The sequence below is a fragment of the Polaribacter sp. IC066 genome, from assembly GCF_007997085.1.
In the GTDB taxonomy this organism is placed as follows: Bacteria; Bacteroidota; Bacteroidia; order Flavobacteriales; family Flavobacteriaceae; genus Polaribacter.
Genome location: NZ_VORR01000042.1, coordinates 25,030 through 38,058, shown reverse-complemented (window position 1 = coordinate 38,058; position 13,029 = coordinate 25,030). Strand labels below are relative to the sequence as shown.

The 13,029-nt window shown below is 32.8% G+C and carries 12 protein-coding genes; 9 read left to right on the top strand and 3 right to left on the bottom strand.

The genetic code is table 11. The annotated features are described in order from the left end of the window. Window positions 1–181: 181 nt before the first annotated feature. From ES044_RS13615 to ES044_RS13605, 3 genes are read right to left on the bottom strand one after another with little or no spacing between them, the layout of a single operon-like run. Complete coding sequence (locus ES044_RS13615) at window positions 182–868, bottom strand: RluA family pseudouridine synthase (protein ID WP_147120744.1); 687 nt, start codon at window positions 866–868, stop codon at window positions 182–184. Between the two features lie 6 nt (window positions 869–874). Beyond that, entirely contained in the window at window positions 875–1,486 is a 612-nt protein-coding gene (gene yihA / locus ES044_RS13610) for a ribosome biogenesis GTP-binding protein YihA/YsxC (protein ID WP_147187269.1), read from the bottom strand. A 40-nt stretch (window positions 1,487–1,526) separates the two neighbouring features. Further along, on the bottom strand, window positions 1,527–2,291 hold the full coding sequence (locus ES044_RS13605; protein ID WP_147120746.1) for an alpha/beta fold hydrolase: 765 nt from the start codon (window positions 2,289–2,291) through the stop codon (window positions 1,527–1,529). Window positions 2,292–2,494: 203 nt separating this feature from the next. Between ES044_RS13605 and mraZ the strand changes: the two genes are divergently transcribed. From mraZ to murG, 9 genes are all read left to right on the top strand, one after another. Then, on the top strand, window positions 2,495–2,962 hold the full coding sequence (mraZ, locus tag ES044_RS13600) for a division/cell wall cluster transcriptional repressor MraZ (RefSeq protein ID WP_147119942.1): 468 nt from the start codon (window positions 2,495–2,497) through the stop codon (window positions 2,960–2,962). Next, window positions 2,949–3,854: a 16S rRNA (cytosine(1402)-N(4))-methyltransferase RsmH gene (rsmH, locus tag ES044_RS13595; RefSeq protein WP_147119943.1), complete on the top strand. Its 906-nt coding sequence runs from the start codon at window positions 2,949–2,951 to the stop codon at window positions 3,852–3,854. The genes mraZ and rsmH overlap by 14 nt, the downstream gene beginning before the upstream one ends. A 124-nt stretch (window positions 3,855–3,978) precedes the next feature. Next, window positions 3,979–4,308 (top strand): FtsL-like putative cell division protein, encoded by a 330-nt coding sequence (locus ES044_RS13590; RefSeq protein WP_147119944.1) that lies wholly within the window; start codon window positions 3,979–3,981, stop codon window positions 4,306–4,308. 55 nt (window positions 4,309–4,363) lie between these two features. After that, window positions 4,364–6,325: a penicillin-binding protein gene (locus tag ES044_RS13585; RefSeq protein ID WP_147119972.1), complete on the top strand. Its 1,962-nt coding sequence runs from the start codon at window positions 4,364–4,366 to the stop codon at window positions 6,323–6,325. A gap of 1 nt (window position 6,326) precedes the next feature. After that, window positions 6,327–7,793 (top strand): UDP-N-acetylmuramoyl-L-alanyl-D-glutamate--2,6-diaminopimelate ligase, encoded by a 1,467-nt coding sequence (locus ES044_RS13580; RefSeq protein WP_147119945.1) that lies wholly within the window; start codon window positions 6,327–6,329, stop codon window positions 7,791–7,793. 1 nt (window position 7,794) lies between these two features. Further along, the gene (gene mraY, locus ES044_RS13575; RefSeq protein WP_147119946.1) at window positions 7,795–9,021 is read left to right on the top strand and encodes a phospho-N-acetylmuramoyl-pentapeptide-transferase; all 1,227 of its coding nucleotides are present in this window, start codon (window positions 7,795–7,797) and stop codon (window positions 9,019–9,021) included. Window positions 9,022–9,135: 114 nt separating this feature from the next. Next, complete coding sequence (murD, locus tag ES044_RS13570) at window positions 9,136–10,521, top strand: UDP-N-acetylmuramoyl-L-alanine--D-glutamate ligase (protein WP_147119947.1); 1,386 nt, start codon at window positions 9,136–9,138, stop codon at window positions 10,519–10,521. Window positions 10,522–10,667: 146 nt separating this feature from the next. Next, a complete protein-coding gene (locus ES044_RS13565) occupies window positions 10,668–11,855 on the top strand; it encodes an FtsW/RodA/SpoVE family cell cycle protein (protein WP_147119948.1) in 1,188 nt (395 codons plus the stop codon). After that, window positions 11,842–12,936, top strand: coding sequence for an undecaprenyldiphospho-muramoylpentapeptide beta-N-acetylglucosaminyltransferase (gene murG / locus ES044_RS13560; protein ID WP_147119949.1), 1,095 nt, complete (start codon window positions 11,842–11,844; stop codon window positions 12,934–12,936). Before ES044_RS13565 ends, murG begins: the two co-directional genes overlap by 14 nt. Window positions 12,937–13,029 lie beyond the last annotated feature (93 nt).

Sequence of the window (13,029 nt, the reverse complement as noted above, 5' to 3'; positions counted from 1 at the left end):
ATATTCTTTGCAATTTTTATCTGTTTTAAACCGTTCAGTAAACTCTAAAAGGTTTTGTCCTGTAAATAAATCCATAATCACCCTATTTTATTGACTTACAAGATATGAAATTATCTACTTACCTCAATAATCTTATATAGAAAAGCTTATTGTTCAGAAAGACTAGCTTAAAATAAAGGAATTAGCTGCAAGCCTCCCAAATAACTTCTTTTGGAGTCGGCGCAAGAACAGAAATTTGTTCTTTAGTTACAGGGTGTATGAATGCTATTTTTCTTGCATGTAAATGAATACTGCCGTCTTTGTTACTTCTATTAAATCCGTATTTTAAATCGCCCTTAATAGGATAACCAATTGCAGATAGTTGTGCCCTAATTTGATGATGTCTGCCTGTTTCTAAATCAACTTCTAACAAAGAATAATTATCTAGTTTTTTGAGTACCTGATAATGTAAAATAGCTTTTTTAGAGCCTTCAATTTCTTTGGCATACACCGAAGATTTATTGTTTTTAGGATTCTTTTTCAAGAAGTTAATTAAGGTATCTTTTTCTTTCTTCGGATGGTCTTTTACAACAGCCCAATAGGTTTTTCGAATCAATTTATCGCGCAACATTTTGTTCAGTCGCTCTAAAGCTTTAGAGGTTCTTGCAAAGATGATAACCCCAGAAGTAGGTCTGTCTAATCGATGCACAACGCCTAAAAAAACTTTACCAGCTTTGTTGTAGTTTTCTTTAACGTATTCTTTTACAACATCACTTAAAGGTTTATCGCCAGTTTTATCACCTTGTGTAATGTCGCCAGAACGTTTGTTTACGATGATAATATGATTGTCTTCAAATAATACTTGTAAATTTTCTTTGGTAGAATGCATATTAGATTATTTAAAATCTTTTATAACATTGGCATTTACACCATCAATGAATTCTAAAAACTCTTCACGTCCTAATCCTGTTGAAGAAGAGGTTAAAAACGTTGTAGGTAAAGTTTCCAAAGTAGTTAACAATTTCTTTTTGTAAGAGGTAATTTGTTTGTTAAGTTTAGAGCTTCCTAATTTATCTGCTTTGGTAAAAACAAGGCAAAACGGAATTTGATTTGCCCCTAAAAACTGCATGAATTCTAAATCAATTTTTTGAGGATCGTGTCTACTATCAATCAAAACAAAAGTACAAACAAGTTGCTCTCTTTCTTTAAAATAGTTTTCTATAAAGTATTGAAAAATGGTTCTTTTCTTTTTAGAAATTTGGGCATAACCATATCCTGGTAAATCGACTAAAAACCACTCATCATTTATTTTAAAATGATTAATAAGTTGTGTCTTACCTGGTTTTCCAGAAATTTTGGCTAAATCTTTGCGCTCCATTAGCATGTTAATCAATGAAGATTTACCAACATTAGATCGACCTATAAAAGCGTATTCAGGAATTCTATCTTTGGGTGCTTTTATAACATTACTGTTACTCATCAAAAATTCTGCAGATTTTATTTTCATAATTGCATGTTCTTTTAATTCGAATTTTTTCTGATAAAGTTTAGATGTTTCTAGATTTTAACCAATCGTGAAGAACTGTATTAAACTCTTCTGGCCTCTCCATCATTGCTGCATGTCCACATTTATCAATCCAAAATAAATCGGAATCTGGTAATAATTTTTGAAATTCGACAGCAACTTCAGGCGGTGTTACACCATCTTGTTTTCCCCAAATTAAACAGGTTGGCTGTTTCATTTTCGGTAAATCATCTTTCATATTGTGTCTAATCGCACTTTTGGCAATAGATAAGGTTTTTAAAGCCTTCATTCTATCGTTTACAGTAGCATAAACATCGTCTACCAGTTCTTTTGTAGCTGTTTTTGGGTCGTAAAAAACTTGTTGCGCTTTTTCTTCTATGTATTCATAATTCCCCCTTTTAGGAAAACTATCACCCATTGCTTTTTCATACAAACCAGAACTTCCTGTAAGTACAAGCGTATTTACTTTTTCTGGGTAATGTTTGGTAAAATATAACGCAATATGTCCGCCCAAAGAGTTTCCTAAAAGCATAACACTATCTAATTTCTTATACTCTAAAAAATCTTGTAAGTAGCTCGCTAAACTTTTAACGTTTGTCTTAATTAATGGCAGTGTATATAGTGGTAATTCAGGAATTATTACTTTATATCCATTGTTAGAAAAATGATCAAATGTAGCACCAAAATTACTTAAAGCACCCATTAAACCGTGCAAAACAACGATTGCAGGTCCTTCTCCAGCTTCTGCGTAGGTAAAATTACCTTCCGTCTTTAACTTGTCAGTCATTGATTTTTGTTTGATTTCTATCAAGCGCAAATGTAATTCTTTTTTATTACATATAAATTGATTTCATTATCAGTTGTTTAGGGTTATTAACAATGGTTTTGCCCTTTAAACAATGGTAGTTCCTTGTTTTTATTAACAATGTGGTAATAAGTGGTAAGAAGTGGTATATTTTATATATTTTTGGAGTCTATAAAATCTTTTTAGTGATAAACTTAATTGGTACATATGAATGTAAAGCAGATGCTAAAGGACGAGTGATGGTTTCATCAGCTCTAAAAAAGCAAATGCAACCAATTTTGCAAGAAGGTTTTGTTTTAAAAAGGGCAGTTTTTCAACCTTGTTTAGAGTTGTATCCTATGAAAGAATGGAATATGATGATGGAAAAGATTCATAAACTAAACAAATTTAAGAAAAAGAACAACGATTTTATTAGAAGGTTTACCGCGGGCGTAAAGTTAGTAGAATTAGATGCTACGGGTAGACTTTTAATTCCAAAAGATTTATGCGATTTTGCAGGAATACAGAAACAAATTGTCATGTCGTCTTCTGTAAGTATTATTGAAATTTGGGATAAAGACAAGTATGAAAAGGCAATTGATGATGCTGCAGATGATTTTGCAGATTTGGCCGAAGAAGTAATGGGAAATATAGATTTGGATGAGCTATCATAACGCAGTTTTATTACAAGAAAGTGTTGATGCACTTGCTATCAAAGAAGATGGTGTATATGTTGATGTTACTTTTGGAGGCGGAGGTCATTCAAAAGAAATTTTAAAAAGATTGGGTAAAAACGGAAAGTTGTTTGCTTTTGATCAAGATCCTGATGCGCTAGAAAATGTTATTGACGATGAGCGTTTTGTATTAATTCCTGAAAATTTTAGATTCATCTCAAGATTTTTAAGATTTCATAGGATAAAAAAGGTGGACGGAATTTTAGCCGATTTGGGCGTATCATCCCATCAATTTGATGAAGCCGAAAGAGGATTTTCAACTCGTTTTGAGGCTGATTTAGATATGAGAATGAATCAGAAATCTAAAATTTCAGCAAAAGAGGTCATCAATAATTATTCTGAAGAAAAGTTAGCAGACATCTTGTTTATGTATGGTGAAATAAGAAACTCTAAAAATGTTGCAAAAACGATTGTACAAGAAAGAGAAGTGCAAAAAATTGAAACAAGTTTTCAATTAAAAGAGGTGTTGAAAAAATATTTACCAAATGCGCTAGAACATAAAATTTTAGCACAAATTTTTCAGGCGATACGAATCGAAGTAAATGAAGAGTTAGAGGTTTTAAAAGAATTTTTATTGCAAACACCAACTTTATTAAAGGATGAGGGTAGATTAAGTGTTATCTCTTATCATTCTCTAGAAGATAGATTGGTAAAAAGATTTATTCATACGGGTTTATTTAAAGGAGAACCAGAAAAAGATGCTTTTGGTAGATCAGATGAACCTTTAAAAAGAATAGGAAAATTAATCATTCCGACACCTGAAGAAATTAAAATAAATAACAGAGCAAGGAGTGCGAAGTTGAGAATAGCGACGCTGAAAGAAAAAAGATAAGAGAGTAGAGAGTAAAGAAGAGAGTAAAGAAAAGAGACAAGAGACAAGAGACAAGACTAATTTTAATACCCTACGTAATGGCTATCAACTTTGAACTCTTATTCTTAAACTTTTAATAAACAGTATGGCGAAAGTTAAAAGAGGTATTTACGATTTTTTAAGAGGCAGCTTTTTAACAGATGAATCGGCTTTTAATAATTGGCGAATTATCATTTTTGTCGTCGCGCTATTGTTGATTATGATCTCTAGCGGACACAGTGTAGAAAAAAAAGTGTTTAAAGTTTCTGAACTGAATAAACGAAAAAGAGAGTTACGAGCAGAATATGTTGATATCGGAACCATTTTAATGCGAATGAAAATGGAATCTAGCATTAGAGAAAAAGCGAAGGCAAGAGGTTTAGAACCCTCAAATTCTCCTCCAAAAAAAATTAAAGTAATTATTAAAGACGAATAAATTGGCAACTCACAAAAAAAGCATTCTTACTAAATTTTATATTGTAGGTGCTTTTATGTCGTTTTTTTTGGTAGCAATAATCGTTAAGGTTATTCACATTCAATATGTTCAGGGAGAAAAATATAAAAAGCTTTCTACAGAATTAACCATTAAGCAAGATACAATTCGCGCAAATAAAGGAAATGTATATGCTGCAGATGGTAACTTATTGGCAACTTCCATGTCTAAATTCACAATCAGAATGGATGTAGTTGCTGTAAATAGTGGTGTTTTTGAGAAAAATATCGCAGGTTTATCAAAAGAGTTGGCTGCTATGCTTGGCAAGTCAGCTAACTATTATCAAAATAGATTAAGATCGGCAAAGAAACGTAAAAATAGGTATTTATTAATCGCAAGAAATGTGGGCTATACTGATTATCTGAAGATGAAAAAATTTCCGATTTTTAATTTAGGGGTGTACCAAGGAGGATTTATTGCAGAACACAAAACAGTAAGAGCACATCCTATTGGTAAAATAGCAGAACGCACCATTGGCTATGATGATTATCGAGGTGAAGCGGGTATAGAAGGTGCTTTTGCAGATTTTATGCAAGGCGAAAACGGCTTGCGCTGGAAACAGAAGATTGCAAAAAACCAATGGAAACCAATTTCTGATGTCAATGAAAAAGAACCTATTGATGGGCATGATGTTATTACAACTATTGATGTAAATATTCAAGATATTACACACCATGCGTTGCTGCGTCAGCTAGAATATTTTGACGCAGATCATGGTTGTGCAGTAGTTATGGAAACGGCAACTGGCGAAATTAAAGCGATTTCTAATTTAGGTAGAACCTCTAAAGGAAAGTATTACGAGAAAAGAAATTATGCAGTTTGGGAAAGTCATGAGCCAGGTTCTACTTTTAAATTAGCAAGTTTAATGGCGGCTTTAGATGATAAACTTATTGATACATCTACAGTGGTAGATACCGAAAAAGGAAGAATTTATATTCATGGGTCTAAAGTAGAAGATTCAAAATATGGAGGCTACGGTAAAATTTCTGCAGCTAGAGTTTTTGAAGTTTCCTCAAATGTTGGTATCGTTAAGCTGATTAAAAAACATTACGATCATCAACCAGAAAAATTTATTGCTAAATTAGAAGATTACGGATTTACAAAACCAATTGGTTTTCAGATTAAAGGAGAAGGAATCCCAAAAATAAGAAGACCTTCTGATAAAAATTGGAGCAAAATATCTTTAGAATGGATGTCTTGGGGATACGGTATTTCTGTAACGCCAATGCAAACGCTAATGTTTTATAATGCGGTTGCTAATAACGGTGTCATGGTAAAACCTCGTTTTGTAAAAGAATTAAGAAGGCAAGATAAAACAGAAAAGATTTTTGAAACGGAGGTTGTAAATCCAAGAATTGCATCTCAAGAAACCATCAATAAGATTAGAAAAGTAATGGAAAATGTAGTGATTCGAGGAACTGCAGATAATATTTATTCCTCTAACTTTTCTATGGCAGGCAAAACTGGCACTGCAAAAAAATACATACCGAGGCATAAAAATAATAAAGGAGAAATTATTAGTGGTCAATATTCAAATGAACATTATGTAGCTTCTTTTGCTGGCTTTTTTCCTGCGGATACTCCTAAATATTCTTGTATCGTTGTGGTACATGATCCAGATAAAAAGAAAGGATATTATGGTGCTACAGTTGCTGCGCCAATTTTTAAGGAAATTGCTCAAAAAATATATACAACAACACCTATCGACAATCAATCGGTAGACGATAAAATAGAGTTTACATCCATACAAAAGCAGTATAGTAATTATAATAAAATTGTTAATAAAGAGCATACAAAAGTGCCAAATGTTCAGGGAATGTCTGGTATGGATGCTTTGTCTTTATTAGAAAATATCGGTTTGAAAGTAAAAATTTCAGGAGTAGGGAAAGTAAAAAATCAATCGATAAAAAAAGGAGAGAAATTAGAAAAAGGAGCAACTATCATTTTAAAATTATCATAAACTGAAAAATTTAAAAGACATATTATATAAGGTTTCTATTCATCAAGTATTTGGCAACACTAATATTGAGGTGCAGCAGCTTGTTTTCGATTCTAGAAAGGTCGGAAAGAACGATGTTTTTGTGGCTCAAAAAGGCGTTACTGTAAACGGTCATTTATATATCGATACCGCGATTGCTTTAGGTGCTATTGCTGTTATTTGTGAAGATGTACCTTCGGATAAAAAAGAAGGAATTACCTATATACAAGTTGAGGATGCGAATGTTGCTTTGGCAATTATGGCCTCTAATTTTTATGAAAATCCGTCAACTAAATTTGCGGTTGTGGGTGTAACAGGTACAAACGGAAAAACAACGATTGCATCACTTTTATATCAATTATTTCATAAAGCTGGGTATAAAGTTGGTTTGTTGTCAACTGTTAAAATTTTGGTCGATGAAACAGAATTTAAAGCAACTCATACAACGCCAGATTCCATCACTATCAACAGGTATTTAGACAGGATGTTAGATGCCGGTGTAGAATATTGTTTTATGGAAGTAAGTTCTCACGGAATTCATCAAAAAAGAACAGAAGGGTTAACTTTTGCTGGCGGAATTTTCACGAACCTTTCTCATGATCATTTAGATTATCATGATACGTTTGCCGAATATAGAAATGTAAAAAAATCATTTTTTGATTCTTTGTCAAAATCGGCTTTTGTACTAACAAATATCGATGATAAAAATGGCAACTTTATGTTGCAGAATACCAAAGCGATACAGAAAACATACGCGCTAAAAACAGGTGCAGATTACAAAGTTAGAATTTTAGAAAAACAACTTTCAGGAACTTTAATTTCTGTGGATGGTATTGAAGTTTGGACAAAATTAATTGGTGTTTTTAATATCTATAACCTCACAGCAATTATTGCGACAGCAGAATTATTAGGACTAGAAAAACTAGAAATTTTAACGATCGTTAGTGAGTTAGAAAGTGTGAGTGGTCGTTTTCAGTATATTATTTCTGATGACGGAATTACTGCAATTGTAGATTACGCACACACGCCAGATGCACTAAAAAATGTATTGGAAACGATTAATGATATTAGAACGGGTAACGAAAAAGTAATTACTGTAGTGGGGTGTGGTGGAGATAGAGATGTTACCAAAAGACCAAAAATGGCACATATTGCTGCTCAATTAAGCAATCAAGCAATTTTTACTTCAGATAATCCACGAACAGAAAATCCGCAAACCATTTTAGATCAAATGGAAGTAGGGGTTTCGCCAGAAAATTATAGAAAAACACTCACAGTTTTAGATAGAAGACAAGCCATAAAAACAGCTTGTAAAATCTCAAAAACAGGAGATATTATATTGATTGCAGGAAAAGGACACGAAAATTATCAAGAAATAAACTTAGTTCGTTCTCATTTTGATGATTTAGAAGAAGTAACTAACTGTTTTAATCAACTAAAAAAGAAGTAGTATGCTGTATTATTTATTTGAATATTTAGAAAGTCAATTTAGTTTTCCTGGTGCAAGTGTGTTTCAATTTATCACATTTAGAGCAGCGGCGGCTTTTATTTTGTCTTTGTTGATATCAACAATTTACGGCAAAAGAATTATTAATTTTTTACAAAAACAACAAGTTGGTGAAACGGTTAGAGATTTAGGTTTACAGGGGCAAAAACAAAAATCGGGTACACCAACAATGGGTGGCGTTATTATCATTTTAGCGACTTTAATTCCGGTAATTTTATTAGCAAAATTAAATAACATTTATGTTATTATTTTACTAATAACCACTGTTTGGATGGGGTTAATTGGCTTTTTAGATGATTATATTAAAGTATTTAAAAAAGACAAAGAGGGTTTAAAAGGAAGGTTTAAAGTCTTGGGGCAAGTTGGTTTAGGAATTATTGTTGGCGCTATGTTGTATTTTAATGAAGGCGTAACTATTAAAGAACAATTACCCATTAACCAGCAGGTTATGCAAGAAAACGGAAGGAAAAAAGTTTTTGGAGAGGCACATAAATCAACAAAAACTACAGTTCCTTTTTTGAAAAATAATGAATTAGAGTATTCAAAAGGATTGAGTTTTTTAGGCGATGGTTATGAAAAATATGGATGGATTGTTTTTATTTTTATCACTGTTTTTATTGTAACAGGAATCTCAAACGGAGCTAATTTAACAGACGGAATCGATGGTTTAGCCGCAGGTTCATCAGCAATTATAGTCATCACATTAGCCGTTTTTGCGTGGGTTTCGGGTAATATTATTTTTGCCGATTATTTAGATGTCATGTACATCCCTAATTCTGGAGAAATGACCGTTTTTATCCTTGCTTTTGCAGGTGCGTTAATTGGTTTTTTATGGTATAACACCTATCCGGCTCAAGTTTTTATGGGCGATACAGGAAGTTTAACCATTGGCGGAATTATAGCAGTTATTGCAATTTCTATTCGCAAAGAATTATTGTTGCCAATTTTAGCAGGCGTTTTTGTGATAGAAAATATGTCTGTTATTTTACAAGTTTTTTGGTTCAAATACACCAAAAAGAAATTCGGAGCAGGCAGGAGGATTTTTAAAATGGCGCCCGTACATCACCATTATCAAAAATTAAAATATCACGAAAGTAAGATTGTAGTTCGTTTTTGGATTGTAGGAATTCTGCTGGCGGTTTTTACAATTGTGACGTTGAAGTTGAGATAAAAATCCCATCCCAACCTTCCCGAAGGGAAGGCGCTAGCAAGTTTGTGGGGAAAGAAATATAGTTTTTTAGAGTAAAGAGAGGTAAGAATAAAGAGATAAGAATAAAAACAAGAAATGAGCAACCAAGATAACAACAAAACGATTCCAGTGTTTCCCCCTTCGGGGGAAAGGGGGATTTGTATTCTTGGTGCAGGAGAAAGTGGAGTTGGCGCAGCCATTTTAGGAAAGAAAAAAGGATTCACCGTTTTTGTTTCTGATAAAGGAAGTATTGCAAAAAAATATAAAGAAGTTCTTTTACTTAATGAGATTGATTTTGAAGAAAATCAGCACACAGAAAGTAGAATTTTTACGGCAGATGTAGTTGTTAAAAGTCCTGGAATTCCAGATAAAGTTGCTTTAGTTCAAAAATTGATAAAAAATTCAATTCCTGTAATATCAGAAATTGAATTTGCTTCTCAATTTACAAAGGCAAATATTATCGGAATTACTGGTTCTAACGGAAAAACAACCACCACATTATTAGTACATCATATTTTAAAATGTGCAGGGTTAAATGCTGGAGTTGCCGGAAATATTGGAGATAGTTTTGCAGCACAAGTAGCAGAAAAATCTTATGAAAATTACGTATTAGAATTAAGTAGTTTTCAGTTAGATGGTATTGACAAGTTTAATAGTCATATTGCTATTTTAACCAATATTACGCCAGATCATTTAGATCGATACGAATATGATTTTAACAAGTATATCGCATCAAAATTTAGAATTACAAAGAATCAAACAGCGTCAGATTATTTAATTTATGATGCAGATGATAAAGCCATCAACAAGTGGCTAAAAGAAAATAAAACACACGCAAAACTAGTCCCGTTTTCACTTGAAAAAGAGTTGGAATACGGCGCATATATCAAAGATCAAACGATTATAATTAACATTAATAAAGACAAAATTAACATGGCTATATCAGCTTTATCAATAAAAGGAAAACACAATACAAAAAACGCAATGGCAGCAGCAATGGCTGCACAATTATTAAGTGTGAGAAAAGAATTTATTAAAGAAAGCTTGTCAAATTTCGAAGGTGCAGAGCATCGTTTAGAAAATGTGGCAAAAATTAATGATGTAGAATATATCAATGACTCTAAAGCCACCAACGTAAATGCAACTTTTTATGCATTAGAATGTATGGATAAAACCACCGTTTGGATTGTTGGCGGCGTCGATAAAGGAAACGATTATAATGATCTGCTGCCTTTAGTAAGAGAAAAAGTAAAAGCAATTGTTTGTTTAGGTATAGACAATCAGAAAATAAAAGATACGTTTGGCAATGTAGTAGATATTATTGTGGAAACTGCAGGAGCAGAAGAAGCTGTAAAGGTGTCTCATAAATTAGCAGAAAGAGGAGAAACAGTTTTATTATCACCGGCGTGTGCTAGTTTCGATCTGTTTGATAATTATGAAGATAGAGGTCGTCAGTTTAAAAAAGCAGTAAGAAATTTATAAAAGCTCATTTTAACTTTCCCGGAGGGAAGTAGCTAGTAAGTTTGCGATTAAATCAAATTGTAAAAAAGCATAAAAACAGTAATAAGTAATAATATACAGATAAAAACAAGATTTTTTCTCTCCTTCGTAGAGATTAAGAGCGGCTTATGAAAACTATTTTTCAACATATAAAAGGAGATAAAGCTATTTGGGCAATTGTTGCTGCATTGGCGGTATTCTCATTTATGCCTGTGTATAGCGCAAGTACAAACTTGGTGTATGTTGTAGGTTCTGGATCTACTTTAGGGTATTTGCTAAAACACATGGTTTTGTTAATAATGGGTTTTGCAATCATTTATGGGGTTCATAAAATTCCGTACAGATATTTTTCTGGAGGGGCTGTCATTATGCTGCCAATTGTAATTGTATTGCTAGTTTTTACCTTAACACAAGGAACTACAATTGGAGGTGCAAATGCAAGTAGATGGATAAATATTCCGTTTGTTGGCATTGGTTTTCAAACATCAACGTTAGCTGGTTTAGTTTTAATGGTCTACGTGGCGCGTTATTTAGCAAGGAACAAAGAAAAAGACATTAAATTTAAAGAAAGTTTGTGGCAGCTTTGGTTGCCAGTTGCAGTTGTTTTAATATTAATATTACCTGCCAACTTTTCTACAACAGCCATTATTTTTACCATGATTTTAGTGGTTGCATTTGTTGGCGGCTATCCGTTAAAATACATAGGTTTTATTTTAGGAGCAGGTCTTTTTTTTCTCGCTTTTTTTATTTTAGCAGCAAAAGCTTTTCCAGATGCCATGCCAAACAGAGTGCAAACTTGGCAAAACAGAATAGAGAATTTTTCTGATGCAGACAGTAAAGAAGCATATCAAGTAGAAAAAGCAAAAATAGCTATCGCAACAGGAGGTCCGGTGGGTGTTGGTCCTGGTAAAAGTGTTCAGAAAAACTTTTTACCACAATCTTCATCAGATTTTATTTTTGCCATAATTGTAGAAGAATACGGTTTAGTTGGTGGTTTTGTGATTGTTTCAATCTATTTTTTATTGCTATTTAGAATTTTTGTGGTCATCAGAAAAACAACAACTATTTTCGGTACCTTGTTAGTTCTTGGAGTCGGACTTCCTATTGTGTTTCAAGCAAGCATAAATATGGCAGTGGCTACCAATTTATTTCCAGTTACAGGTCAAACTTTACCGCTAATTAGCAGTGGGGGTACTTCTATTTGGATGACTTGCTTTGCACTCGGAATGATTTTAAGTGTAAGTGCATCGAAGCAAGAAACAGAAGAAGATATTTTAGATGATAATCCTTTAAATATATTGCATGAAACCATATAATATACTTATTTCTGGAGGAGGAACGGGAGGTCATATCTATCCAGCAATTGCAATTGCTAACGAGATAAAGCTGCGTTATCCTGATGCTAATTTTTTGTTTGTTGGTGCAAAAGATAGAATGGAAATGGAAAAAATTCCGCAAGCGGGATATGAAATTAAAGGATTATGGATTTCAGGAATTCAAAGAAAACTGACATTCGATAATTTGTCTTTTCCGTTTAAACTGATGAGTAGTTTATGGGAAGCAAACTCCATCATTAATAAATTTAAGCCAGATATAGCCATCGGTACAGGAGGTTTTGCAAGCGGCCCAACGTTGATTATGGCAAATAGAAAGGGAATTCTGACCTTACTACAAGAGCAGAATTCTTATCCTGGAATTACCAATAAATTATTAAGTAAAAAAGCACATAAAATTTGTGTTGCTTATGATCATTTAGACCGTTTTTTTCCTGCGGATAAAATTGTAAAAACAGGCAATCCTGTTCGTCAAGATTTATTATCCATTCATGCTAAAGTTAATGAAGGAAAAGAATTTTTTGAGATGCATCAAAATAAAAAAATACTTTTAGTTTTAGGCGGAAGTTTAGGTGCCAGAAAAATAAATCAATTGGTTGAAACTAATTTGGAGTTCTTTAAAAAACAAGAAGTTCAAGTTCTTTGGCAGTGCGGAAAATTGTATTTTGAGGAATATAAAAAATACAATGAGTTAAAATATGTACAAGTGCACCAGTTTATCAATAGAATGGATTTAGCATACGCAGCCGCTGATGTAATTGTATCGCGAGCAGGCGCAAGTTCGGTTTCAGAATTATGTATTGTTGGTAAACCCGTAATTTTTATTCCGTCGCCAAATGTGGCGGAAGATCATCAAACAAAAAATGCCAAATCTATTGCCGATAAGCAGGGAGCAATTTTATTAAAAGAATCAGATTTAGAAAAATTTTCGATTGTTTTTGAAACTTTGATGAAAGACAAAGAAAAGCAAAGGGATTTATCAGAAAATATAACAAAATTAGCATTACCAGGAGCAACAACAGATATTGTGAATGCGATAGAAAAACTGTTGAATTTGTCGTAGAGTTTTTGATATTTTAGAGACAAGGGACAAGATTTAGGATATAAGATAGGGGCAAAGAAGCAAGATAAAAAATAAGTATAAACATAACTTTGA

Coding starts and splice junctions, on each gene's coding strand:
- ES044_RS13615 (WP_147120744.1), bottom strand. CDS start 868: ATGCATTCTACCAAAGAAAATTTACAAGTATTATTTGAAGACAATCAT.
- yihA (WP_147187269.1), bottom strand. CDS start 1,486: ATGAAAATAAAATCTGCAGAATTTTTGATGAGTAACAGTAATGTTATA.
- ES044_RS13605 (WP_147120746.1), bottom strand. CDS start 2,291: ATGACTGACAAGTTAAAGACGGAAGGTAATTTTACCTACGCAGAAGCT.
- rsmH (WP_147119943.1), top strand. CDS start 2,949: ATGAGCTATCATAACGCAGTTTTATTACAAGAAAGTGTTGATGCACTT.
- ES044_RS13590 (WP_147119944.1), top strand. CDS start 3,979: ATGGCGAAAGTTAAAAGAGGTATTTACGATTTTTTAAGAGGCAGCTTT.
- ES044_RS13585 (WP_147119972.1), top strand. CDS start 4,364: ATGTCGTTTTTTTTGGTAGCAATAATCGTTAAGGTTATTCACATTCAA.
- mraY (WP_147119946.1), top strand. CDS start 7,795: ATGCTGTATTATTTATTTGAATATTTAGAAAGTCAATTTAGTTTTCCT.
- murD (WP_147119947.1), top strand. CDS start 9,136: ATGAGCAACCAAGATAACAACAAAACGATTCCAGTGTTTCCCCCTTCG.
- ES044_RS13565 (WP_147119948.1), top strand. CDS start 10,668: ATGAAAACTATTTTTCAACATATAAAAGGAGATAAAGCTATTTGGGCA.
- murG (WP_147119949.1), top strand. CDS start 11,842: ATGAAACCATATAATATACTTATTTCTGGAGGAGGAACGGGAGGTCAT.